At 48.6% G+C, this 26282-nt stretch carries 18 protein-coding genes; 9 read left to right on the top strand and 9 right to left on the bottom strand.

The genetic code is table 11. The features are described from left to right. The first annotated feature begins 8 nt into the window (after positions 1-8). The 6 genes from EOE67_RS11165 (at position 9) to EOE67_RS11140 (ending at position 7374) form a co-directional block, all read left to right on the top strand. Complete coding sequence (locus EOE67_RS11165) at positions 9-1010, top strand: 4-hydroxyproline epimerase (protein ID WP_127699166.1); 1002 nt, start codon at positions 9-11, stop codon at positions 1008-1010. Position 1011: 1 nt separating this feature from the next. Then, positions 1012-2580 (top strand): aldehyde dehydrogenase (NADP(+)), encoded by a 1569-nt coding sequence (locus EOE67_RS11160; RefSeq protein WP_127699165.1) that lies wholly within the window; start codon positions 1012-1014, stop codon positions 2578-2580. 125 nt (positions 2581-2705) lie between these two features. After that, the gene (locus EOE67_RS11155; RefSeq protein ID WP_127699164.1) at positions 2706-3365 is read left to right on the top strand and encodes a GntR family transcriptional regulator; all 660 of its coding nucleotides are present in this window, start codon (positions 2706-2708) and stop codon (positions 3363-3365) included. A gap of 502 nt (positions 3366-3867) precedes the next feature. Continuing rightward, positions 3868-5352, top strand: coding sequence for a TrkH family potassium uptake protein (locus EOE67_RS11150; protein WP_127699163.1), 1485 nt, complete (start codon positions 3868-3870; stop codon positions 5350-5352). Between the two features lies 1 nt (position 5353). Next, positions 5354-6703, top strand: coding sequence for a sensor histidine kinase (locus EOE67_RS11145; protein WP_127699162.1), 1350 nt, complete (start codon positions 5354-5356; stop codon positions 6701-6703). After that, on the top strand, positions 6700-7374 hold the full coding sequence (locus tag EOE67_RS11140) for a response regulator (RefSeq protein ID WP_127699161.1): 675 nt from the start codon (positions 6700-6702) through the stop codon (positions 7372-7374). Before EOE67_RS11145 ends, EOE67_RS11140 begins: the two co-directional genes overlap by 4 nt. A gap of 10 nt (positions 7375-7384) precedes the next feature. On the opposite strand, the gene EOE67_RS11135 is transcribed toward EOE67_RS11140, so the two are convergent. After that, a complete protein-coding gene (locus EOE67_RS11135) occupies positions 7385-8929 on the bottom strand; it encodes a cation:proton antiporter domain-containing protein (RefSeq protein ID WP_127699160.1) in 1545 nt (514 codons plus the stop codon). Positions 8930-8980: 51 nt separating this feature from the next. Beyond that, positions 8981-9235 (bottom strand): DUF1289 domain-containing protein, encoded by a 255-nt coding sequence (locus EOE67_RS11130; RefSeq protein ID WP_127699159.1) that lies wholly within the window; start codon positions 9233-9235, stop codon positions 8981-8983. Between the two features lie 240 nt (positions 9236-9475). Between EOE67_RS11130 and EOE67_RS11125 the strand changes: the two genes are divergently transcribed. Both EOE67_RS11125 and EOE67_RS11120 read left to right on the top strand, forming a co-directional pair. Next, positions 9476-12670, top strand: coding sequence for an amidohydrolase family protein (locus tag EOE67_RS11125; RefSeq protein WP_127699158.1), 3195 nt, complete (start codon positions 9476-9478; stop codon positions 12668-12670). Between the two features lie 271 nt (positions 12671-12941). Further along, positions 12942-13913 (top strand): transposase, encoded by a 972-nt coding sequence (locus EOE67_RS11120; protein WP_127699157.1) that lies wholly within the window; start codon positions 12942-12944, stop codon positions 13911-13913. Between the two features lie 378 nt (positions 13914-14291). Here EOE67_RS11120 and EOE67_RS11110 read toward each other — a convergent pair whose 3' ends face one another. The 3 genes from EOE67_RS11110 to EOE67_RS11100 all read right to left on the bottom strand — a co-directional run bounded on the left by EOE67_RS11110 (position 14292) and on the right by EOE67_RS11100 (position 19208). After that, a complete protein-coding gene (locus EOE67_RS11110; RefSeq protein ID WP_127699156.1) occupies positions 14292-14483 on the bottom strand; it encodes a hypothetical protein in 192 nt (63 codons plus the stop codon). Positions 14484-14993: 510 nt separating this feature from the next. Continuing rightward, positions 14994-16097 (bottom strand): hypothetical protein, encoded by a 1104-nt coding sequence (locus tag EOE67_RS11105; RefSeq protein ID WP_127699155.1) that lies wholly within the window; start codon positions 16095-16097, stop codon positions 14994-14996. Positions 16098-16100: 3 nt separating this feature from the next. Then, positions 16101-19208 (bottom strand): LysM peptidoglycan-binding domain-containing protein, encoded by a 3108-nt coding sequence (locus EOE67_RS11100; protein ID WP_127699154.1) that lies wholly within the window; start codon positions 19206-19208, stop codon positions 16101-16103. 383 nt (positions 19209-19591) lie between these two features. Between EOE67_RS11100 and EOE67_RS11095 the strand changes: the two genes are divergently transcribed. Further along, complete coding sequence (locus EOE67_RS11095; protein WP_127699153.1) at positions 19592-20623, top strand: IS110 family RNA-guided transposase; 1032 nt, start codon at positions 19592-19594, stop codon at positions 20621-20623. A 404-nt stretch (positions 20624-21027) separates the two neighbouring features. On the opposite strand, the gene EOE67_RS11090 is transcribed toward EOE67_RS11095, so the two are convergent. From EOE67_RS11090 to EOE67_RS11075, 4 genes are all read right to left on the bottom strand, one after another. Further along, complete coding sequence (locus EOE67_RS11090) at positions 21028-21396, bottom strand: hypothetical protein (RefSeq protein WP_127699152.1); 369 nt, start codon at positions 21394-21396, stop codon at positions 21028-21030. Then, the gene (locus EOE67_RS11085) at positions 21397-22248 is read right to left on the bottom strand and encodes a hypothetical protein (protein ID WP_127699151.1); all 852 of its coding nucleotides are present in this window, start codon (positions 22246-22248) and stop codon (positions 21397-21399) included. Positions 22249-22333: 85 nt separating this feature from the next. Then, positions 22334-23152 carry a hypothetical protein gene (locus EOE67_RS11080; RefSeq protein ID WP_127699150.1) on the bottom strand — a complete coding sequence of 273 codons (819 nt, stop codon included), beginning with the start codon at positions 23150-23152 and terminating at the stop codon, positions 22334-22336. A gap of 41 nt (positions 23153-23193) precedes the next feature. Beyond that, complete coding sequence (locus EOE67_RS11075) at positions 23194-26145, bottom strand: LysM peptidoglycan-binding domain-containing protein (protein ID WP_127699149.1); 2952 nt, start codon at positions 26143-26145, stop codon at positions 23194-23196. Positions 26146-26282: the final 137 nt, after the last annotated feature.

Here is a 26282-nt window from a genome sequence, read left to right as displayed (position 1 = left end):
GCAGTGGTATGAAACAAGGCACGTTTTTTTGTATCGACGCCCACACCTGTGGCAATCCGGTGCGGCTGGTGACGTCAGGTCATCCGGTGCTTCGCGGCAGCACCATGGGTGAAAAACGATTGGATTTTATTGAACGGTTTGACTGGATCCGTCAGGCTCTGATGTTCGAACCGCGTGGTCACGACATGATGTCGGGATCGTTTTTATATCCACCCTGCTCCGTCAATGCTGATTTTTCGATTTTATTTATTGAAACTTCCGGCTGCCTGCCGATGTGTGGCCATGGCACTATCGGTACTGTCACCGCCGCGCTGGAAGCGGGTTTGGTGAAACCAAAAACCGCAGGCAAGCTGATTATCGATGTGCCTGCCGGGCAGTTGCAGGTGGAATATCAGCAGCAAGGCGATAAAGTTACGGCAGTGAAAATTTTTAATATCCCGTCATTTTTATATGCCAAAGATGTTGAGTTTGAAGCACCGGAACTTGGCTGGCTGAAAATGGATATCGCTTATGGCGGTAATTTCTACGGCATTATCGAGCCACAAGGCAAGTTTAAAGGTGTTGACCAGCACAGCGCGGCCGAACTGTTGTGCTGGAGCCCACAAGTAAGAGACGCCGCGCGCAGAGTCATCGATTGTGTGCATCCGCTCGACCACAAAGTACGTGGCTTGTCGCATTTATTGTGGACAGGCACGCCGAAACACAGCACCTCCAGCGCTGCCAATGCAGTGTTTTATGGTGACAAAGCCATTGACCGATCGCCCTGCGGCACTGGCACGTCAGCGCGAATGGCGCAGCTATCTGCCAAAGGTCTATTAGCGCTTGGCGACAAGTTCGTGCACGAAAGTTTTATTGGCAGTCAATTTACCGGCACCATCGAAGGTGTGACCGAAGTTGCCGGTATTCCGGCGATATTACCCGGCATCGAAGGCTGGGCGCGGGTGTTTGGCGCCAATCAAATCACCGTCGATGACAACGACCCTTATGCTTATGGCTTTCAGGTAATTTAATATGCAACCGACTAAAACTTTGTTTCCTCAGAGCACTTTATTTCCTCAGAACACTTTATTTCCTCAGAGCACTTTGTTTCAGGCGCATACCGGCCAGCACTATCTGGCCGGTGAATGGCAAGCTGCAGTACCGGATTTTTTCCCTGCCATCAATGCCACCACTTTTGAACCAATGCAATGGCGCTTTGCTGATTGCCAGATCGACGAGCTACAGCAAGCCTGTCAGGCAGCAGCTACGGCATTTATCGAATATCGCGCCCGTAGCGCCAAAGATCGTGCTGAGTTTTTGCGGCACATCAGCGCGCAGTTACGGGAAAACAGCGCAGAACTTTTGCAAATCACCGCGCTGGAAACTGCGTTGCCGGCAGCACGACTACAAGGCGAACTGAACCGTACTTGTCTGCAGCTGGAGATGTTTGCCAACAACCTGGAAACAACGCTGCAAGCTGCGGTTTGTCAGCAAAGCGCAGACTCACAAACTCTGCCACCAAAAGCTGGCTTAACGCTGACCCAATTGCCGCTTGGGCCGGTGGCGGTATTCGCTGCCAGTAATTTCCCGTTGGCCTTTAGCGTCGCTGGTGGTGATACCGCCTCGGCGCTGGCGGCCGGTTGCCCGGTAATTGTGAAAGCGCACAGCGCACATCCGGCAACCAGCGAATTTGTGATGCGGGCGATTGAAACCGCTATCCGCATTTGCAAGATGCCGGCGGCGGTGGTGAGTTTGCTACAGGCAAAATCTTACGGCGTCAGCCATCAATTAGTGCAGCAGCCTGAAATCAAGGCTGCGGCTTTTACCGGCTCGATGCGGGTGGGGATGGCGCTGCGTCAATCGATTCATCAACGACCGGATCCAATTCCGTTTTATGCCGAGCTCGGTAGTTTAAACCCGCAGCTGGTGTTACCGGAATTGGCACCTGCTGCGGCGGATACTCTGGCGCAGCAATTGGTGGCTTCTACCACCGGCTCGGGCGGCCAGTTGTGCACCAAACCGGGTTTATGGTTGGTGCCGCAAACTACTGCTGGCGATCAGTTAGTTACCAGCGCAGTTGCAGCCATCAGCCAAATACCGGCACAAAGTTTATTGCACCCGGGGATTTTCCAGAGTTATCAGACCAACGCTGAACATCGCGCCGAACACGCCACTCTGATTGCAACAGGTGCCAGCGCTGAACGGCAGGCGCAAGCCAAGCTTTTTAGCTGCACTCTGACAGAATTTAAGCAGAACCCGCAACTGCAGGAAGAGATTTTCGGGCCTTGCGCCTTGGTGATCCGTTATCAAACGCTGGCCGAACTTGATGAATTTGTCGCGACGCTACCAGGGCAGCTTTGTGCTTCTTTGCATGCGTTTGATATCGCCAATTCGCAGCACCAACAACTGCGACAGAGTTTGGCTTACCAGGTTGGACGCTTGATTGTCGGTCAAATGCCAACCGGTGTCGAAGTATGCCCGGCGATGCAACATGGCGGCCCTTTTCCGGCATCGACTGACCTTCGCACGACCTCGGTTGGCCTCGCTGCACTGCAAAGATTTTTGCGGCCTTTGTGCCAGCAAAATTATCCGGATCAGTAAGATAACGCTGTCAATGTCGATAATTTGTGCAATCGCTGGCGAATTTTTAACAAAAGGCTGGCAGTGGCTAGCCTTTTTTTTGGTAGTCAGTACACTGGTTACATTTACTGGCTACCAAGAACGTTATGGCACTCGAATTTAAAACCCGAACCCAGGTCGTCGTCGAAGCAATTCGCTCGCAAATTTTATCCGGTCAAATCAAAGCCGGCGAACCACTGCGTCAGGCCGCCCTGGCTGAACAGCTGAATGTCAGCCGTATTCCGATCCGCGAAGCATTATTGCAACTTGAAGCCGAAGGTTTGGTGAAGTTCGAACCGCATAAAGGCGCTACGGCGACCGAAATTAGTCCCGAGCTGATTGACGAATTGTTTGAACTGCGGGCGTTATTAGAAGCCGATTTGCTGGCGCGTTCGATTCCGCTTTTAACCGAAAACGATTTAAATCAAGCCGAACAAACCTTGGCGCGGTTGGATGCAGCATTGCAAAGCCCGGATCACGCTGATTTGTGGCCAACGCTTAATACCGAATTTCATAGCTGTTTGTATAAAGCCACCCGGCCGCAAAGCTATGAAATTGTGGGTAATCTGAATAAAAATGCCGACCGTTATATCCGGATGCACTTGCAACTGGCCGGTGGCATTCAAAAAGCCAGCTCCGAACACCAGCGGTTATTAGATTTGTGCCGCAAGCGCGATATCAAAGGCGCCTGCGCTGAACTGACCAGCCATATTCTGCATGCCAAAGACGAAATTAAACAATTTCTGATGCGCCAGGCCAATAATTAGGCTGTTGATTCGCTACAAGTCACCATTCGGCGTACTGTCGATGACGCGGTGAGCGCCATTCGGCGTACTACCGCTGACGCGGTGAGCGCCATTCGGCGTACTACCGCTGACGCGGCGAGCGCCATTCGGCGTACTACCGCTGACGCGGCGATCGCCATTCGGCGTACTACCGCTGACGCGGTGAGTACGCCCTACGCAAGCCTCTGATTTTAATTGAAAATATAGAATTGTAGGGCGCCACTCACCGCGTTAGCGGTAGTGCGCCGCATATCAGCAACTTTGATGAAGCTTAGTCGAATCAATTCACCATCCGGCGTACTGCCGCTAACGCGGCGAGTAGCGCCCTACTGCATATTTATCTCTTAATAACAATACGTTAAACACATCTTATAAATGGGCGAATTCACCACCATCCCCATCCAAAATCTTAATACAATCTTGATAACCCTCCGCCCCGGCAAACAGTACCATTCACCCATCTACTGCTGCCGTAACGTCCCTCATGAGTACCACTTTTTATCCTGAAATTACCAAAGCCACCCATAGCCGATTTTTAATTTACCGGGTGCTGGGTTATTTATTGCTGATGCTGGCTGGGATCAAAATGATCGCAGTATTGGTTGCGGTCTTTTACCACGAAAGTATTTTTTGGGTGTTTTTAAGCAGTGCCGTTTTCACGGCCATTTTGGGTTATGCGCTGGTCTACAAAGGCCGGTTTGCCAGTGACATGAAAAGTCGGCAGTTGTTTTTATTGACCACGTTAAGTTGGCTTAGTCTGTGTTTGTTCGCGGCGATCCCATTTTGGTTGATTGTACCGGACTGCAGCTTCACCGACGCCTGGTTTGAAACCGTCTCCGCCGTCACTACCACCGGTTCTACAGTATTTGTGGGTTTAGACCATATGCCAAAAGGGGTATTGTTCTGGCGTGCTGTTTTAAACTGGATTGGCGGCATCGGTATTATTGTAATGGCGATAGCGGTATTACCCGCATTAAAAATCGGTGGCATGCGGCTGTTTAAAACCGAAAACTCCGACACCTCGGATAAAATTCTGCCACGCAGTTCCAGCTTATCAACGGCCATCGCGCTGGTGTATCTGGTGCTGAGTGTCTGCACCATGCTCAGTTATTATGTGGCAGGGATGACCGGCTTTGACGCCATCACCCACGGCATGAGCACTGTCGCCACCGGCGGTTTTGCCAATTACGATGCGTCATTTGGCCAATATAAGTCACAACCGCATATTTATTGGATCGGCAGCTTTTTTATGCTGGCCGCCGCCCTGCCATTTGTGCTGTTTGTCAGTATGGTCAAAGGCCACCGCCAGGCTTTGTGGCGGGATCCACAAGTACGGGCTTTTCTGAGTATTGTGCTGATCGCCACCTTACTGCTGACGGTTTATCAAATTAGCCAGAACGATCGAAACTGGTTTGATGCACTGACCCATAGCCTGTTTAATGTGGTGTCGATTATTACCACTTGTGGTTATGCCTCCGAGGACTATACGCTGTGGGGCAACCTGGCCATTATGCTGTTTTTTTACCTGACCTTTGCCGGTGCTTGCTCGGGCTCAACCTCCGGTGGCTTAAAAATCTTCCGTATTCAGCTGGCGGCATTGCTGCTGGTCAAACAAATGAAGTTACTGATCCACCCCAAAGCAGTCTGGGTGCAGAAATATGGCCATAAAACCGTGGATGATCAGTTACTTGGCACGGTATTGGCGTTTTGTTTTGTTTATTTTGCCACTATCGCCTTTTTGGCAATGGCGTTATCCTTTTATGATCTGGATTTAGTGACTGCAGTCACCGGTGCTGCCACGGCGGTTGCGAATGTCGGGCCAGGTCTTGGCAGTATTATTGGCCCGGCCGGTAATTTTTCTAGCTTGCCGGATGGTGCTAAATGGTGGTTAAGTTTGGGGATGTTGATGGGACGCCTGGAAATTCTGACTTTGCTGATCCTGTTTACTCCTTCTTATTGGCGTTATTAACATGAGTTTGTTTACCGCTGGGGAACTCGGCAAAACAACGGCACTGGCAGGCACTGTGATCATTCCGGTGTTGATCACGGTGCTGCTGTTGCCACTGCGCGACTTTATTAGCCCGACTGATGTCGCCATGCTGCAATTAGTGTGGATTGCCTGGATGGCGCAGCAATTTGGCAAAAGCTGGGCGATTGCGACGACTGTGCTTTGTGTTGGCTTACTGAACTGGTGTTTTGTGGCGCCCTACTACACCTTGCATGTCGACGACTCCAGTAACCTGATTAGTTTCATGGTGATGTTAAGCTTAGGTATTTTTATCAGCTATTTGTCAGATCAAAGTCAGCGCCGACTGCACAAAACCCGCCTTGCCATGTCACAAATGCGCGCCATGTATATGCTGGCCAAAGGGGTGAATTCCTGCAGTGACTGGACGGCGCAGTGCCAATACGCGGCAAGGCTGCTGACCCGTCGTTTAAAAGCGTCCGTGGTGCTAGAACCCAGTGCCACACCGCCGCAGCCAGTTGAGGGCCAGGTTGTAAGCCAGATAGTGTTGCCACTGGGCCAACCCAAAGTTGCTGGCTGGATGCTGCTGGACGAAGCTGTTTATCGGCGACAACAACCGCTTATTCATGCCGCGCAGTCCCTGCTTAGTCAAAGCGCCAGGAGTGTGCAGCTGCAACAACAAGCGCAGCAACAGCAGTTGCAAATGGAACTGGAACAACACCGCGCCATGTTACTGCGATCACTATCCCACGATTTACGCACCCCACTTGCCACCATTATGGGCGCGTCCAGTATGCTGGCCGACACTGATTTACCGCTAACGCTGGCACAGCGGCAGCAGCAAGCCGCCAATATTTATCAGCAAAGCAAATTGCTGGACTTACATTTTGAAAAAGTGCTGGAGCTGAGTAAAGCGCAGCTTTGTGGCGACAGCCTGCAGTTATCAAGTTTTAGCTCTGATGAACTGATTGCCGGGGCGCTCGCCAGAAGACCCGATTTAACCACCGTCGTTCGGGCGGATTTTCAGCTTGGGGCGCCGCTGCAGCTTTGCGGCAACCTTGATTTACTGGAAATTGCGCTGGCCAATATGCTCGAGAACGCGGTGAAATATGGCCAGGCGCCTTTTGCATTGCAATTGAGCGCACACACCCAGTCATCGCCTGGCCAATACAGCTTGTTGCTCAGCCATCCGCTGGCGGCGCAAAATAAGGCGATACCAGATCGCAGCCATGGTTTGGGGACATTAATTTGCCAGACGGTGGCGGCGTTACATCAGGGACAGTTCCGGCTACAACTGCCCGATCCGGCACAAGTTTCAGCGCGGGTCAGCGCAACACTGGAGTGGCAAGCATGACGTTACAGGCGCTGATTATCGAAGACGATTTAGCGGTGCAAAGTTTTTTGCAGACCTTATTACAAAGCCAAAATTTTAATGTGCAAAGTAGTGGCAGCGGTCAGACCGGCTTACAGATCCTGAGCAGCCAGACTTTTGATTTGGTATTGCTGGATTTAGGCCTTGCCGATCTGGACGGGCAACAAGTGCTACAACAACTGCGGCAGTGGACCGCGGTACCGGTGATTGTGATTTCGGCGCGTGGCAAAGAGCAAGACAAAATTCAGGCACTGGACGCTGGCGCCAACGACTACATCACCAAGCCCTTTAGCGCCGGTGAGTTATTGGCGCGCATTCGTGCGGCCTTGCGCCAACATCAGGGCACGGTGCAAACCCTGCAGTTTGGTAAGGTGCTGATTGACCCGGTACAACGGCAGATCAGCAAAGCCGGCGCCCCGCTGCACCTGACTAAAACCGAATATGATATTTTGCTGTTGTTATTGCGCCACGCCGGCAACGTGCTGACGCATAACCAAATTTTGCGCCAGGTCTGGGGCGAAATGTATCAGGGACGGCCAGAATATGTGCGGGTGCATGTGGCGACACTGCGGCAGAAAATTGAAGATAATCCGGCGACACCACAGTTCATAAAAACCGAGGCTGGTGTCGGCTATCGTTTTTGTAGTACGTAAATCACCAACTTTACAACGCAATATGTTGCCTTACCCGCTCAGCTAAACCCAAGCCTGCTTCTGACATCGTCAGATAAGTATGGTCGGCACCGGCGGCAATAATGGCGCCGGCTTCGTCCGAATGCATACTGTGCGACACGATTAAGCCTAAAAATCCGGCATCACGCAGTTTTCGCGCCGCAATTAGTTTTGCTTCGAGATCGCTCATACACAGCAGTACTGCTTTGAGATTACCTAACTGCAAACCATGCCAGAACACCTGATCTTCAGCGTCCGCAAAAAACACATTGTGACCAAGCGCCTGATGCTTAATGACCCGCGCCGGATCCGAATCAAGCGCCGCCAAATGGGTTTTATGCTGTAAATATTGATAAGCGGCGGTACCAGTGCGGCCCATCCCCATAATCAACACTTCGGCATCACCCAGGGAAACCGGCTGTTCATCCGGGTGATGAATATTACGCTCAAACGGGATCAATCGATTCGCCCAGCGCTCATACAAAGGGTGGGCATACCGATTCAGCGGCGCTGACACCACAAAGGACAATGCGACTGTTAATGCCAGTGGGATCAAAAACTGCGGCATCGCCACGCTGGCAACTATTAACGCAAATTCGCTGTAGTTGGTGAGCGTCAAGCCGGTTAAAAATGCACTGCGGGCACGTAGTTTAAACAGAATTAATAAGCCAAAAAACAACGCGCCTTTGACCGGCAACAACAACGTCATCAACGCCGCGAATAACCAGGCTTGTTGATCCGGCAACCCACCGAGGCCGATATTTAAGAAAAAACCGACCAGGAAAAACTCTTTTAAACCCCACAAGGTTTTGGAAAGTTCACCTGCCCTGGAATGGCTGGATAACAGCGCCCCAAATACCAGCGCCCCAAGCTCGGAGCTTAAGCCCACTAAATGGAAACCACCGCCACCCAGCACCACCGCCAGCAATACGCCGAACAAAATCTGTAAATCATCATGCCCGGTTAAGTCCATCAGCTTAAACAACAGCGGTTTTAACAACGGGATAGCAAACACCAATAACGCCCAAGGCGATGGCGCGACACCTTGCGAAAAGCTCATCAGCCCCATCGCAAATAAATCCTGCATGATGAGAATACCCACCGCCACCCGGCCGTGGAAAGCGCGGATTTCCCGTTTGCCTTCCAGCACTTTGGCTGCCAGCACGGTGCTGGAAAAGGCAAGCGCCGCGCCCAGCATCAGTGCATGAAACCAGTCGGGTTCGAAAGATAAATAAATAATCGGCGCGTATAAAATAGCGGAAACCACAAAATGCAGCACGCTGCCGCCCAACACTTCGGGCTTAGCAAGGCTTCTGATATTGAGTTTTAAGCCAACGGTAAAGAGCAGCAGCAACACGCCAAGATGGGCGACATGGTCGATAATACTTTTGCCAGCAGGCGGCAATTGCAGTTCAGCGGCGTTTAGGGTAATCACAAAACCGGCGGCGAGATAACCAATCAACGGTGGTAAGCCAATCAACCGCACCAACATGCCCAGACTAAAGGCGAAACCAATCCAGACTGCTTCTAATAACATAAGGCTCCTTGTTGATTCTGAAGGCGTGGTCCTGCTTGTCTCAGGTCGACGTCACTCAAGCCGCATTTTTCGCGCTAACGCCAGCCGGGCTTTCGCTGCCTGCCATTCACTCTGGGTGATGGCACTGGTCGGCAAATGCGCCTGCGCATCGACTAAAGCTTTACGTTCGGCGAGCTGGTTGATGATCTGCAGTTGCTCGGCATCGGTTCTTTTATTCCAGTCGACAATTTCTTCAATCAAACGATAACAACCAATACAAATTTTGTCGCTGTTAAGCTTACAACTGGCGATACAAGGTGAATCCATTTCGCGTCACAACCTTTTTATAGTTTTGGACTTTGTTGCCGTATCCGGCAAATATACCGCAAAGCCGCGCCATCGACAGTAGTTTGTCGGTTTTGCCGGGTGAGTCAGCGCAGGCGGCGGCAAAAGCTCTGCCCAAACCCGGCTATCTGTGGCAAGTTAAGCGGTGATTCAAACCTAACACCAAGTCGCCGACTACAGGCGATCTAAATTCAAATCAGCATCTCCATCTGAGGAACATCGATGAAATCATGGCAATTCAGCCTGCTGGCCCTGGCCGTCAGCAGCAGCTTTACCCTGCAAGCCGCCGACGCGAACGCAGCCACCGACAGCAAAAAACCAGAGTGGAACGTCAATAAGCCACAAGGTCAGTTTAAAACCATCCATATTAAAACCGAAACCGGCACCTGGATGAACCTGGATATCAGCCCGGATGGCAAAACTGTGGTGTTTGATTTGCTCGGTGATTTGTATTCGATGTCCGTCAATGGCGGTACGCCAAAACAGCTGACTAACGATATCGGCTGGCAGATGCAACCAAAATTCAGCCCGGACGGCAAACATATCGCCTATACCAGCGACGAAGGTGGTGGCGATAATATCTGGGTGATGAATGCCGATGGCAGCAACGCCAAAGCTGTGACCAACGAAACCTTCCGCCTGCTCAACAGCCCGGACTGGAGCCCGGATGGCGAATTTATCGTGGCCCGTAAACACTTTACCAATAGCCGCAGCCTCGGTGCCGGTGAAATCTGGCAATACCATAAAACCGGTGGTTCGGGCGTCATGTTGACCGAAAAAGCTAACGATCAAAAAGATTTAGGCGAGCCCGCCTTTTCGCCAGATGGCAAGTACGTGTATTTCTCACAGGACAATACCCCTGGCAACACTTTTCACTACAGCAAAGACTCCGAGCAAGGCATTTATGTCATTAAACGCTTTGAGCGCGAAACCGGTAAAATTGAAGTATTGTTGGAAGGCGCTGGCGGCGCTGTGCGGCCTACGCCATCACCGGATGGTAAAAAACTGGCTTATATCCGCCGCGTTGATTTTAAAACCACGTTATTTGTCTATGACTTAGACTCAGGCGAACAGACCGAGCTGTATAGCGAACTTGATCGCGACATGCAGGAAACCTGGGCCATTCACGGCGTGTACCCAACGTTAAGCTTTACCCCTGATAACAAAAACATCGTGTTCTGGGCTGGTGGCAAAATTAAGTCTTTAGATTTGGCCGATAAATCGGTCAAGGACATCGCCTTTCATATCAACACCGAAAAGCAAATTCAGACCGCAGTGCGGGTAAAGCAAGAGCTTGACCAGGATAAAATTGACGTGAAAATGCTGCGTTTTGTGCAAGCCTCGCCGGATGGCAAAACCATTGTCTATTCGGCACTTGGCCACTTGTACCAAGTGGACGCCAAAGGTGGTACGCCACAACGCCTGACCAAACAAAACGACGAATTTGAGCTGTATCCGCAGTTTTCGCGCGACGGCAAAAAGCTGGTTTATGTCAGCTGGCATGATCAAAACCAGGGCAAAGTAAAAGTACTGGATTTACGCAGCGGCAAAGTGACGGACATCGTCAAAGCGCCGGGCAAATACGTGGAACCGACGTTTAGCCCGGATGGCAGCACTATTGTGTTCCGTAAAGGCGGCGCCGGTAGTTTGCTGGATAAAAAGTGGTCGTTGAATACCGGTTTGTATGCTGTAAAAGTCGCAGGCGGCGAACCAACACTGATTAGCCGCAATGGTTATGCAGCGCATTTTTCTGATCGCAACGACCGCGTCTTCGCCCAGGATTTTGGCGCATCCCCTACTTTGCTCAGCATCGATTTAGTCAAACAAACCCAGCGTACTTTATACAGCGCCAAATACGGCACCGAATTTAAAGTATCGCCGGATGGCAAATTTGTCGCATTCGCTGACCGCTTTAAAATCTATGTGACACCGTTTGCCGAGCGTGGCGCGGTGATTGACATCGGCGGCTCCGACACCCAGTTCCCGGTGAAACAATTGTCGGTGCGGGCTGGTGAGAACATTAGTTGGAGTGGCAACAGCCAGCAGCTGTACTGGAGCTTAGGGCCTGAGCTCTATCATGCCGATATTAACCAAGTGTTTGCGATTGAAGGCAAAAAAGACTTCGCCGCTAAAAACGGCCTGAATATTGGCTTTAAAGCTGACGCATATAAACCTGAAGGTGTGGTGGCGTTCACCGGCGGCCAGGTGATTACCATGAATGGTGATACCGTCATTCAGGATGGCGTGGTGGTTGTCGAAAATAACCTGATCAAAGCCGTGGGCAGCAAAGCCGAAGTGCAAATTCCGTCAGGCGCCAAAGTGATTGATATCACAGGTAAAACCATTATGCCGGGCTTGTTTGATGCCCATGCGCATGGTGGTCAGGGTGTGAATCAGCTTATTCCACAGCAAAACTATGCCAACTACGCCAGTTTAGCGCTGGGTGTTACCGCTATTCATGACCCGTCGAACGACACTCAGGAAATTTTCACTGCCAGTGAACTACAAAAAACCGGTGCTATTGTTGGCCCACGGATTTTCTCCACCGGCACTATTTTGTACGGCGCTTATGGCCCGGGTTACACCTCGCATGTTGATAGTCTGGACGATGCTAAGTTTCATTTAGAGCGGCTGAAAAAAGTCGGTGCGTTCTCGGTAAAAAGCTACAACCAGCCACGACGGAATCAACGTCAGCAAGTCATTCAGGCGGCGCGTGAACTGGACATGATGGTAGTACCGGAAGGGGGTTCACTGCTGCAGCATAACCTCAGCATGGTGGTCGACGGCCATACCACGCTGGAGCATTCGCTACCGGCGGCGAAGTTGTATGACGATGTAAAACAACTGTGGCAACAAAGCGGCACTGCTTACACGCCAACCTTAGTGGTGGCCTATGGCGGCATTTGGGGCGAAAACTATTGGTACGACAAAACTGAAGTGTGGAAACACCCACGCTTAAGCAAATTTGTACCGATGGACGAATTACGCCCACGCAGCATGCGCCGCCCAACTGCGCCTTTGCATCACTACAACCACTTCAGTATCGCGAAATCAGCGAAGGAATTGAGTGACTTAGGCGTCATCACCAATATCGGTGCCCACGGTCAACGTGAAAGTTTAGGCGCTCACTGGGAGATCTGGATGTTCGCCCAAGGTGGCATGACACCGCTCGAAGCGCTGAAAACCGCGACCATTAACCCGGCAAAAACCTTCGGCATGGACCATCAATTAGGGTCGCTGGAAGCCGGAAAATTGGCGGATTTAATTGTCATTGACGGCAACCCGCTCGCCAACATTCAGGACAGCGACAAAGTAGCGATGACCATGGTCAACGGCCGCTTGTTTGACGCCGCCAGCATGAATGAACTCAATGGCAAAGAAACCAAACGCCTGCCGTTTTATTTTGAAGCGCGTTAGGTGTTGGTTTGAGTGATAGAACATTGAAGCTGAAGGCTAAATCTTAAAGACGCAGATCAGCTGCAATATACCAAGGGTTCAGTGATATGAACCCTTTTTTTCGGATCAGGACAGCCACAACCTCTTCTTCCGGATCAGGACAGCCACATTTCGGATCAGAAGCCAAGAAGCCGAAGAAGCCGGACACCCATTGAATTCGCCTAAAACTTGAAATTAACTTTTTTGCAACTAAGTTTAAAGCTATCGGATATTCAACTGTCAGGATGACATCATGCCAAAACCTCGCCACCAGCAAATCAGCGTTGCCGACACACCTTACTACCACTTAGTCAGCCGATGCGTAAGACGCGCATTTTTATGTGGCATTACAGAAACTTACAACTTCGAACATCGCCGTGAGTGGATTCTGGAGCGCCTGACATTACTTACCCAGATGTTTGCCATCGATATCGCCGCATTCGCTCTGATGTCAAATCATTACCATCTGGTGGTTCGGGTCGATGCGGCAAAAGCGGCAAATTGGGATGCAAAAGAGATCACTGACCGCTGGCAGTTGTTGTTCCGCTTACCTGTGTTGGTTGAACGTTATCTGAGTGGAGGCTCAAGTGGTGAGGCGGAAAATCAGGTCACTGAAACTATGATCGAAAACTGGCGTGCCAGACTCTGTGACATCAGCTGGTTTATGCGCTGTCTGAATGAACATATTGCCAGACGTGCAAACTTTGAAGACCGCTGCACCGGTCGATTTTGGGAAGGGCGGTTCAAATCGCAGGCGCTGCTGGACGACAAAGCCCTGCTTACCGGTATGGTTTATGTTGATTTAAACCCCATTCGCGCACAAATGGCTCTAACGCCCGAATCTTCTGACTACACCAGCATCCAGCAACGGCTTGGCAAAGCCATACACTGCGCCTTTCATGGTGAGCTGCTGCCTTTTGCCGGAAGCTGCCACCAAGATAACGATCAGCACCATATCCCATACCATTTCATTGATTATATTGAACTTGTAGACTGGACCGGTCGCCAAATCCGTGAGGATAAACGAGGTGCCATCGACACTTCACTGCCACCCATCCTGGCTCGACTGGGGATTTCCTTTGATTGCTGGCTGCAAAATTGCCAACAACTTGAAACCATCTTTCATCAAGTGATTGGCCCTATCAGCTCGCTCAAACAATTCTGTCAGAAGCTTGGTCAGCGTTGGTTTCATGGCCAAACCGCCTGCCAGCGAAGTTTTGGATAACCATTTCATTTTAATCAAACCACTTCATTGTCAGACCATTGCTCTTCCGAACTCCATGCTCGGCGGACACGGCTAAGCGCATTTCGGTTTTACCCTGCCAGAGCTCAGTTTCGCTACCATATCAGACCGTGCCCCCGTACGAATTCATCACCAGATTGAACAATCTTTATCATCAAAATCACATTTTAGAAACGGATTTTTATGGCTAGCTTAGAAAGTGGGTGGCCTGTTTTTCCCGGTAATTTTCTTTATGGCTAGCTTAGAAAGAGTGGGTGGCCTGTTTTTCCCAATATCCCATACCATTTCATTGATTATATTGAACTTGTAGACTGGACCGGTCGCCAAATCCGTGAGGATAAACGAGGTGCCATCGACACTTCACTGCCACCCATCCTGGCTCGACTGGGGATTTCCTTTGATTGCTGGCTGCAAAATTGCCAACAACTTGAAACCATCTTTCATCAAGTGATTGGCCCTATCAGCTCGCTCAAACAATTCTGTCAGAAGCTTGGTCAGCGTTGGTTTCATGGCCAAACCGCCTGCCAGCGAAGTTTTGGATAACCATTTCATTTTAATCAAACCACTTCATTGTCAGACCATTGCTCTTCCGAACTCCATGCTCGGCGTACACGGCTAAGCGCATTTCGGTTTTACCCTGCCAGAGCTCAGTTTCGCTACCATATAAGACGGTGTCCCCCGTACGAATTCATCACCAGATTGAACAATCTTTATAATCAAAATCACATTTTAGAAACGGATTTTTATGGCTAGCTTAGAAAGTGGGTGGCCTGTTTTTCTGAAAGTGGGTGGCCTGTTTTTATTATGCCTGGTACCTCAGGGGCAGGTCTTGCCTTGTGCCATCCAACCAGACAAGGCAAAAGGCAAGACCTGACCCTATGAGTTCTAAACAAAAATCAGTCAGTTTAACCCCAGACCATTGTGTGAACGGTTGGAACGGGACACCTGAAGAGAAACTAGTGGCTAAAACCGTGCTGGAGAGTCTAATTTTAAAGCATGATGCCAAACGGTTTTCGACTGCGGGGTAAAGCGGCTAAGGGTAATTAGCCGCTAATATGAGTTTTAAATAAGAGCAATTTCAGTTATTGAAACCGCCGTCCAATTAACATGATTATTACTATTTATTTGCCATACTCGCCTTTTAATAGGGCTGATAATCTCCTCTATTAACCCTATATAGCTTCCGTTTACGAGCTTTCTTACATTAAACCTTGATATTTCTGCTGATTCAGGGATACCTGCGATCTTAATCGCCTTCTTCACTAACGAACCTTTCAAGTTATCGATTATCACTATAGATAAATCACTGATCTTCATATTACAACCGCTTTCTCTACTCGACAGATAAATAGCTAACGAATCATCATCAGAGATCAATGATAAATACTCCTTACCTGCTAAGTAATACAATGGTTGGATTTCATCATCTTCTAAATAAAAAAGTGATACACCTACGAAGTCATTTTTCCCGGGCATTGAACCTAAAAAAACTAGGTCATCATCAGTATGTAAATCTGCAATTCCTCCGATTAAAACATGACCGTTTTTGAATGAAGCACCGCCGAGCCAGCTCTCTAATCTCACTCGAAGTGAGCTAAGTTCTGCATCAACAGAACTAGCTGCAGCCTCTTGAAATCGAAGTCCAAATGAATCAAATACGTAAGCCTCTCTTGCCATACTTAGCTTAGCCAAGATTGCCTTACCCCTTTTTGTACACTCACCCTCAGCATTTACTGTTCTATGCTTCATTCCCGCTAGCAACAATTCATCACCAATAACCGATGCATACAGTACATGCATCGGCACTTCATATTTTTTGACTTGCTCTATTACAACAAGCACCGTGGCATGCGTTTTACCATTCACAATGAAGATATTCCCATCAGGAACTTTTAACTGATATGAGCTGGGATAATCCCCATTGATTCGCAAATAAGACGAATCAATGTCAATGTCACCATTGGTGGGTGACACCACTTTCTTATTGGTAATAAATGCTAATATATCCATATCCCCCCCAGTCATTAAGAACTTCTGGTTTTCTGGAGGCAACTTTTTAATCAAGTTTTCAGAATCATCAGATTCATATCCTTGGCCAACAGAATCAACAAGTAAGCATTTAGTATTCATGATGCTACTATTTAACACTTTACTAACTGCTCTCATTTGTTAATTCCACCAGTTGTATATTGAGGTACCAATTTCACCACCCTTAACATATCCATAAATACCTCCAGCAACGCCACCAACCAAAGCTCCCGCCGTTGTTCCGACTACAGGAATGAACGAGCCAAAACCAGCACCTACTGCAGCTCCCGCTTTTGCCCCTACCCAAGCCCCGGTCCACGCGCCACCAATTCTTGCTGACTCCTGATATGTATTACCCCAGTTACCTGTCTCAAGACTTGTATTGATTTCCGTTCCCAAGCTATAAGAGTCAAGAGCAACCCCGGTAACTAAACTCGCCTTACCTACTTTATCTAAAGCTACAACTGTTCTAGCTGAATTTGTTACAAGCGGATTAGAGCGACCTGAAGACTCAGTTATAGCCCTTAAATGCTGCTCATATGTAAAGTTCGTTCTTGCCGGATTATTTAGACTCTTCTCCAGTAATGCTTCAAAGCTAAGCCCTTGTTTCTTCAATGACTCCGAATATTTAAGCCCGTCAGGAGATAATTGACTTCTTGAAGAGTCAAGAAGTCCGTTTCTAGCATTGATAGCGGATCGAGCATTGTGCTCAAGAGCTTCGACAGAGGCGCCATTTGGTAAACGATATTTATCTGGAATTGCCGGGATTTCGTTCAAGTATGTATTAACACGAACTTTAGAGTCATGAACGGCATCGCCATATGAAAATCCTTTGATACCTGTCTGTACACGGATTCCTTTGGTTATTCCTGCCCTTATACCAAGAGCAGCGCCCCCAGATAAGCCATCTAAATCAACATTATATGTTCTACTGCTAGTTCTCAGTGTGCTAGCGATTCCACGATATTCTCCCTCTGCAAACGCCTGCTGACCAAGTTTCTGGATGTTGTCATGGCTATAAACTGCAGCTCGTTTATCGAGCGAGCGCATGGCCAAATTCAGAGCATCGTTATTACCCCACAATCCTTCATCACTGATCCAACTGACGACTTCCCGATGAGACGTGCCAGCATTCGCATTGGTCAGGGTCAGCCCACCTTTTGATTTATCACCACGCAGGTAACTAACACCCAATACATCATCGCTTTCACTGAGGTTGATCTGTGACCGTGTACCTGAAGGAAGAGTCGCCAATACTTCCCTTGTTGCAATAAGTTCAGCCTCTCTCGGGGATTTACCTTGTGCTCGCGCGCGTTCATACGCCGCATCACCACGATCGTTAGCTTGTTTTTCATTTTGAGCGGTTGATTTCGAACCTAACTTCGCAACAATCGAGTTCCCAACCGCATTGCCAAAGGCATCAATCGCTACATTCCTAAAATTCCAGCTGCCTTCGTTATACAGCACTTTGCTTACACCGTAACCTATTGCTGCACCGGCTACGCCTTCCATAAAGCCGCTGATAAGTCCTGCGCCTTCATTAAAGTTTTCGAATACTGATTTGGTGTTGCTGATGCCGGCTTTGTCCATCAAACCTGCACTTACCGCTCCAATCACCACATTACGCCATTGGAAACTCGCCTGATTATTACCGACCAGCTTGTTGGCTGCAACGCTTAAACCAACTGTGCTGGCGGCCATCGCCATTTTGCCGTAAATGTTCAGTGTTGCGTGTGTCGCATCTTTGGCAAATGAAACGAATGAAGACACTGCGGCTTTCGCACCATTGACGGTCGTTGCCGCCGTCCCAACCCCCATCATGCTGCCCATCCCCGCCGTTGCCCCCGCCGTTAAACCACTGGCCAGAGCATTTTTCAGCGAGAAGCTATCCACTATACCCATCGCTTTACCGGCAAGCTGGCCTGCTACTGAGCCGACAAAACCACCTGCAGCAGCTGCTGCAATACCAGCCCCTCCTGCAACTCCACCGGTTAATGCCGAAGCTCCCAAAGCCATAGTAAACGCCTGGCCACCCATCGCCGCCGCAGCAGCCCCAGCAGTAGCAATGGTCGCAATCACCGTTATCGCTATCATCACCACCATCGCCATCGCATTACAACCGACCGGTGGTGGCGGCGGTAAATACGGCACATTTGGCGTGGTGTCGCCGATGATTTGTTGTAAATCCATCGGCTTAAAGCTGTTATGGGCGTTAAAGCTATTGGCGCGCTGTGGGATATCCAGCGTGGTGCCTTCGATGAGTTGGCTATCCGGGCCGCCTTGCGCAGAGCTCTGACTGATACCGTTTGCCGTGGCAATTAAATACCAGTAGTCGACATTGCCATAGTACAACTGCGCCAGACTTTGCAGAGTATCGCCGGAGCGTACCGTGTGCTTTTGGGTGTCGGTGCGTTCAATGCCGCTGTTAAAGTGCTGGTCTTTGATGCTGGTGCGGTATAACCAATGCTCCTCGGGTAACGTTTCACCCCGGTCTACCGTGACATCCCCCACATAAGCACCATTGCTGCTGATTTGGATAGATTCCTGCTGCACCCGACCTGCCACCGCCTGGCCGCTACGCACCTGGTTCAGATGGTTTTTGACCTGCGTCAGGGCATCAGCTTCCCCGGATTTGGCAACCTCGCTATGTTGCAGACGCAATAAACTGCCGTCCGCCGCATACAACATCTGCCGCACTTTAAATTTACTGTCCTGCAGCTCGTTGCCTTCAACCACCAACACCTTATTGCCATGTGCATCGTACTGGCTGTAGCTGGTTGCATCCTTAAACTGACCGCCTTTACTGCCACTTTGCGCCGTACCGCTGACTTTACTCTCCAGTAAACTATCCCGCTTCTCGTAGCTGCGGCTCCAGCTCAGTTCATCAACCGTGGTGCGGCCAGGGTTTCGGTCATCCGGCTTGGTGACTCTGGTCACCGTGCGCTCTGCAAGCCCCGCGGCATTAAAGTTCTGATATTCAGTCACACTGCCGGTCGTGGTTAAATCCGTCGCACTGACCCCCAGCAAACCCTGCCCATTAAGCACAGTGCCATCGTTTACCATCAAGCCACTGGCTGTAATTTTCTGCTGCACCAGATTAAATAACTTCGCATCAGCCATATCCACCAATAACTGATGAGTCGTGACTTTTTGCACCTGACCATCGGCATTGTAAGCCGTCTGCTGCATCGACATCAGCGTGCCGCGCATATCAAACTGTACCGTAAAGTCGACATCTTCATTTGCCAAATCGATTTTACGGGTGGCGACGGTATTGCTGTAGGAATAGGTGGTTTGCAGCTTTGTTGATTTATGTCCTGTTTTTCAACCACAGCGTTCGGAGCAAACGCCGGGTTCTATTGCCTAAAACCTGCAAAAACTGTTTTTTAAAGAACATCAGGCAGCAAAAACATTCTCAATGTATTGTTTTTAACTGCCTGTTTATTTCAGACTGACTGATTTTTAAACAAAAATCAGTCAGTCTAACCTCAGACCATTGTGTGAACGGTTGGAACGGGACAAATAGTTTTTTGAACTAGCCTAAAAAGTGGATGATGAGATGGACGCTCCCGATCCGGCGTCAATGCGCCAAACTGATGTTGAACACATTCAGTTACACAGGAGCGTCCGATATGAAAATTAGCACCATCTCTATCGATCTGGCAAAAAGTGTTTTTCAATTGATGATGTTTGATGAACAACACAAAGTTCAGCAGGAAAGAAGGCTTAGTCGTGCAGCTTTTCATCAATTTATTAAAAACCACCCACCTTGCAAAGTTGTCATGGAGGCTTGTTACTCCGCCCATTATTGGGGTCGTGAATTGCAGCAGCTGGGTTATCACGTTCAACTGATCCCGGCGCAGCATGTCACGCCATTTGTGCGTGGCAATAAAAATGACCGCAATGATTCTCTGGCTATTTTTGAGGCCAGTCAGCGACCTTTTATTCGCCCGGTGCCGGTTAAAACTGAGTACCAGCAAGAAACTCTGATGTTGCACAGCATCCGTGAACGCCTCACCAAGCAGCGCATCGAACTGAGTAATCAAACTCGCGGTTTATTAACGGATTTTGGTTTGGTGTTCAATAAAGGCCATAAAGCATTTTTTGAAGGTCTCACTTTGCTACTGGATACCGAACTCAGTGCCACCAAGCGTTTTGTTATTCAACAATCTTTAGATGATTACAAACACTTACGTGAGCAGCAAGCACAGATTGAAACGCAGCTGAAGCACTTTATTAGCGAAAGCTCAGCAGCGCAGATTTTACTAAGTCTACCTGGCGTTGGCCCTATTATCGCTTCAGCCGTTGCTGCGTCGGTTGATAAAGCACAAGCCTTTAAAAGCGCAAAGGACTTCGCTGTCTGGTTAGGATTAACGCCTAAGCAATCGGCTTCTGGTAACCGGTCGATGATGGGGGGGATCAGCAAACGCGGGGATAGCTATCTGCGTAAACAAATCATTCACGGGGCGCGGACGTTGCTGCGGCGCGCCGAGCACAAACCGGATGCACTGAATCAGTGGATCACGAATTTACGTTGTCGCAAGCATGTGAATTGCGTGGTAGTGGCGATTGCCCATCGGCTCGCCCGGCTGATGTGGGTGTTATTAAGCCGTAATAGTTTATATCAAGCGCAGCCAGCTCAGGCTGTATGCACCAAGTGTTGACCGGCATGCCAGCCTGGTTAGGACAAGGGCCCTGAGCCCGAGTGGATGTTTAGGCGGCATGCCATTTTAACCAATCTGTTGAAAATGATGAGGCAAGAGGCAACTCACCAAAACCAAGCCAGCTAAGGACAAGGGTATAAACCCGAGTGGATGATTTTTAACGGCGTTTTGGTCCAGAGCTCATGCGGGGCATCGGTAAAAAGATAGCCCGAATATATGTCAGGACAGAACTTTATCTGTAAAGCCTGCAGCGTCAGCAAAACAGTTTGGGAGTATATAAAAGAAAACCGGCAAACAAACGCTTGCTGGCAGGTTGGTTTACTTGACAAGCATGGGAGCGTCCATATATGTCCTTTTTTCCTTTTCACTAAAGGGCTTAGCTAATTTACAGCTGACCTGAATTACTATTCTACTTTGATCATAACTCTCGACCAATCATAAGTATCAGGATCTTGTGGTTTTTTATCTTGGATTATTAACTGATAAGCACCATCAACCTCATAAACCTTAATATATACAATCCGACTTTTGTTGGCAGATAACGTTACATTTGAATCATTCAGAGACCATCGACCTGCATCAACAACTGAGTCAGTTTTTATAGAGTAAGTTCTATCTGGATTTATAATCAATACCTCTCTTGAGTTATGATATTCGCCAAAAAACTTATCTAGCTCTATAACAGGATTTTCCTCTACGTTTTTAATACAGCCCGATAATGTGGTAAATAGCAGGCAGGAAATCAGTGGCTTCACAATAAAATTTACACTCATTTATTTCTTCCCTTTCGAATTTAAAATCCAATCTGGGTAAGGTCTAACCTCAATAAATGTTTGATTTATTGTGCCGTAAGGCGTTAGCACTCCAAGATTATTAGGTACTCTACTGTACGAATCAATTCTTTTTTCCGCACTGAAAAAATTCCTTGTATAAGAGGATATACTAGTTTCATTAAAAATCTTTATTGTTGCAGTTCCATTTCCATTATCTGCAATATTTACATCGTAACTACCAACAAAATGCCGTATTGGGTCAGGGTCTAAATAATGATTTGGATACGTGGCATCATAAATAGCTGCCCTTCCATTATTATTATGCATACCCCAAGCGCCATCACCATCCCAAACATCAACAACGCCTCCAGATCTAATTTGCTCAGCTCTTTCTGAAAGGAAACCTTGCCAATTTCGCTCTGTACTAGCTGTCGACATCAGACTTCGAGTTAATGGAGAATTACCATCATAAAATGTCGCACTTGGTCCCTCACCTGTTACAAAATTATGCATTAATTTGGCAACTTCTCTACCAACAGGTGAATCTGACAATCTATTTAGCCATTCATCAGATATGCCGCCTAATTTTTTGTACTCTTCAGGGACTGTAGAAACTAATTTGTTAACTCGATTCTGAATCTCTTGTTTCTCTTGCTTCTCGATTTCGGCATCAAAAACCGCTCCTAGATGAAGTTCTCTATACTCGAAAAGCCTACCACCAATATCCCAACCTGACTTCTCTTCAAAAACAGCAGGTCTGTCCAACGCATAAGTGATTACTGATGGCTCTCCGTTTGTATCAACATCAGCCACATAACCTTTCTGACCATCAGTGGTGATTTCATCACCCACTTGGTAGCCTTTAGGCTGGCTGAGTTTGGAGACGATGCTGTTACCAATTGCATTGCCAAAAGCGTCAGGTAAAACAATAGCTTGTTTAGTTTTCTAAATTGCCGCCGGCTTGTTCTTCAGGAAGTTTGCGCGTGGCCGGAAATTTCACATCACCAACGACAAAGCTTACGTTGTAGCGCTTTTCAATTTTGCGCACAAAAAAATAACTAGTGATACCCTGCAGAGATAAACCGATACCTCCAAAGGTGATCAAACAACTTGCGAGATACACTAGAAAAATCTTTCCCCACCCAGGAAAAAGTAAAGAAATAATTCCATAACTTAAGAACCCAGCCATGGGCATAGCAACCAACCAGTGCCTGTTATTAGCATACTCGTCAATAAATGTGCCATTAAAGCCTAATGGATTTAGTTTTTCTGTAACAATGTCATAAGCATGATGCTTATCATTATTCAGTGCATAAACCGTCCGACGGTACCACTTGGATTTAAAAAACAGCAGCACACTTACAATTAATTGAAACGAAATGGAAAAAAGTAAGTATATATTCACTTGTGAATGTGTAATGAAAAGTAATTCCTCTTCATTGCTAAGCCCCCATAATACGATTCCAGTTAACCACAAAAATAAAATTGGAATGCCAATTGATTGAGCAACAAAAAACAGCGCCGCCCCTCTACATTTAAAATAGAGGATAGACAGAATCGAATTGAGAATTAATAGAGCTGCACACATAAAAAAAATTGAGGTGACCATTACTAAATCATGAGAACTTTTATGCTTCATCCCATCTGAAAAATAGTAGAGAAGAAAAGAAATAAATGTAACAACAGCGTTTACTATAAGTACCTCTTTAACTTTTCGATCAATCTGTTGCACTGTACTTATTTTTTTCTTTTTCATTGTACTACTGGCCAGCCGCTAGAACGACTGGCCACACTCCCTTAGTTACCAATTTTTTTGTAAACGTCTGATATATTGCCTCTAAAGTCATATTTAGTAGCTATATAGTCATACCCATACCCTAGTCCAACTCCAACGCCGAAAAGGATGGCTCCTGTCGCTAGAATCGGCATAGTTACTAATCCAAAACCTGCCATCACCGCACCAAAAGCAACTGTACCTGCGGCAAATGTATAGGAGTCGCCGTGCCCCATTTTGTAGTCTGCATATTCAAGGGCCGCATCCAGACCGAGCCCGGCAGCACCTAATCGACCACCAACAGTGTTTAGATTTACAGACTCAAGATAAGTGCCAGCTTTAGCTACATCGCCTAAACCTTCAGCCCCCCATACAGCTTTATTTAGGGCACTGTTATTTACCGTTGTACGTCTTACACCTTTGTTCAAGCCAAGAGCTTCATTCGCTGCATGGCTTCCCTCAATATGGGCGTATGTCTTACCTTTGCTGTTCTCAACCTTGCTCACTTTAAAGCCTTCAGAATGTGCTGCAACCCTTGATCTTAATTGACCGTATGGGGAAACCCAGTTTGTGGCTAGTTGTGAGAAATTCGGCGTATTCTCGCGGGTAGAAAGTGTAACGGTGTAAGTTACATTTCCGTTGTTTTTCCTATCATTTTGCGCAACCTCACTCTCCCGTTGCTGGCGAGCTATGGCTTCTGCTCGTCTATCCAGCAACCCTGTAGCTAGCTTCAATACATCATTATTACCCCATAAACCTTCATCGCTGATCCAACTGGTTAACCCACCAATTGCCGTTAATGAGTTGGTGTTCGTGAGTGTGATACCACCTTTCGACTTATCTCCACGCAAGTAACTGACACTTAACGCATCATCCGTTTCATTGATATCTACTTGCGGTCGTTTGCCTGGTGACACTGAAGCCAGCACTTCTTTTGCGGCCAACAGTTTTGCCTGAGTATCTGGGATGCCTGCAGCAATAGCTTGCTCATAGGCCTGCTGTCCGCGTTGGTTTGCGGCTTTTTCATTTTGAGCATTTGATTTCGAACTTAAACCGGCAACAATGCTATTCCCCAACGCATTGCCAAAAGCATCAATCGCTACATTCCTAAAATTCCAGCTGCCTTCGTTATACAGCACTTTGCTTACACCGTAACCTATTGCTGCACCGGCCACGCCTTCCATAAAGCCGCTGACAAGTCCTGCGCCTTCATTAAATTTTTCGAATACTGATTTGGTGTTGCTGATGCCGGCTTTGTCCATCAAACCTGCACTTACCGCACCAATCACCACATTACGCCATTGGAAACTCGCCTGATTATTACCGACCAGCTTGTTGGCTGCAACGCTTAAACCAACTGTGCTGGCGGCCATCGCCATTTTGCCGGCAGTGTTGAGACTTGCCAACACAGCAGGATTATTCCCAACCGCAGCCTTCGCGCCACCAACGAAAGTGCCATTGACACTACCGCCAACGCCCATCATCGACCCCACACCCGCCGTTGCCCCCGCCGTTAAACCACTGGCTAAAGCATTTTTCAGCGAAAAGCTATCCACTATACCCATCGCTTTACCGGCAAGCTGGCCTGCGACTGAACCTGCAAAACCACCGACTGCAGATGCAGCGGCTGCAGTTGCGGCTATCATACCTGCTGACATCGCCGCTGTTGCAGCTGTTGCAGCGCCCAACGTTACGCCTGCAACGGTCGCTCCACCGGTTAATGCCGAAGCCCCCAAAGCCATACTAAATGCCTGAGGCCCCATATATGCCGCAGCAGCCCCAGCCGTCGCAATCGTCGCAATCACCACCACCGCGATAATCACTACCATCGCCATCGCATTACAACCGACCGGTGGTGGCGGCGGTAAATACGGCACATTCGGCGTGGTGTCGCCGATGATTTGTTGTAAATCCATCGGCTTAAAGCTGTTATGGGCGTTAAAGCTATTGGCGCGCTGTGGGATATCCAGCGTGGTGCCTTCGATGAGTTGGCTATCCGGACCACTTTGCGCAGAGCTCTGACTGATGCCATTGGCTGTCGCAATTAAATACCAGTAGTCGGCATTGCCATAATACAACTGCGCCAGACTTTGCAGAGTATCGCCTGCGCGTACCGTGTGCTTTTGGGTGTCGGTGCGTTCAATGCCGCTGTTAAAGTGCTGGTCTTTGATGCTGGTGCGGTAGAGCCAATGCTCCTCGGGTAACGTTTCACCCCGGTCTACCGTGACATCTCCCACATAAGCACCATTGCTGCTGATTTGGATAGATTCCTGTTGTACCCGCCCTGCCACCGCCTGGCCGCTACGCACCTGGCTCAGATGGTTTTTGACCTGCGTCAGGGCATCAGCTTCCCCGGATTTGGCAACCTCGCTGTGTTGCAGCCGCAATAAGCTGCCGTCCGCCGCATACAGCATCTGCCGCACTTTAAATTTACTGTCCTGCAGCTCGTTGCCTTCAACCACCAACACCTTATTGCCATGTGCATCGTATTGGCTGTAGCTGCTGGCATCCTTAAACTGACCGCCTTTACTGCCACTTTGCGCCGTACCGCTGACTTTACTCTCCAGTAAACTATCCCGCTTCTCGTAGCTGCGGCTCCAGCTCAGTTCATCAACCGTGGTGCGGCCAGGGTTGCGGTCATCCGGCTTGGTGACTCTGGTCACCGTGCGCTCTGCAAGCCCCGCGGCATTAAAGTTCTGATATTCAGTCACACTGCCGGTGGTGGTTAAATCCGCAGCACTGACCCCCAGCAAACCCTGCCCATTGAGCACCGTGCCATCGTTTACCATCAACCCACTGGCTGTAATTTTCTGCTGCACCAGATTAAATAACTTCGCATCAGCCATATCCACCAATAACTGATGAGTCGTGACTTTTTGCACCTGACCATCGGCATTGTAATCCGTCTGCTGCATCGACATCAGCGTGCCGCGCATATCAAACTGTACCGTAAAGTCGACATCTTCATTCGCCAAATCGATTTTACGGGTGGCGACGGTATTGCTGTAGGAATAGGTGGTTTGCAGCTTTGTTGATTTATGTCCTGTTTTTCTTAGGAAACTGCTGCACTAATAATCTCAGTAAGCGCTAAACATATTGGCCATTTTGTGGA

This window comes from Rheinheimera riviphila (genome assembly GCF_004005945.1).
GTDB classification, from domain to species: Bacteria; Pseudomonadota; Gammaproteobacteria; order Enterobacterales; family Alteromonadaceae; genus Pararheinheimera; species Pararheinheimera riviphila.
Note: the sequence above shows the minus strand (reverse complement) of the source record. Positions and strands in the feature narration are given on the sequence as shown.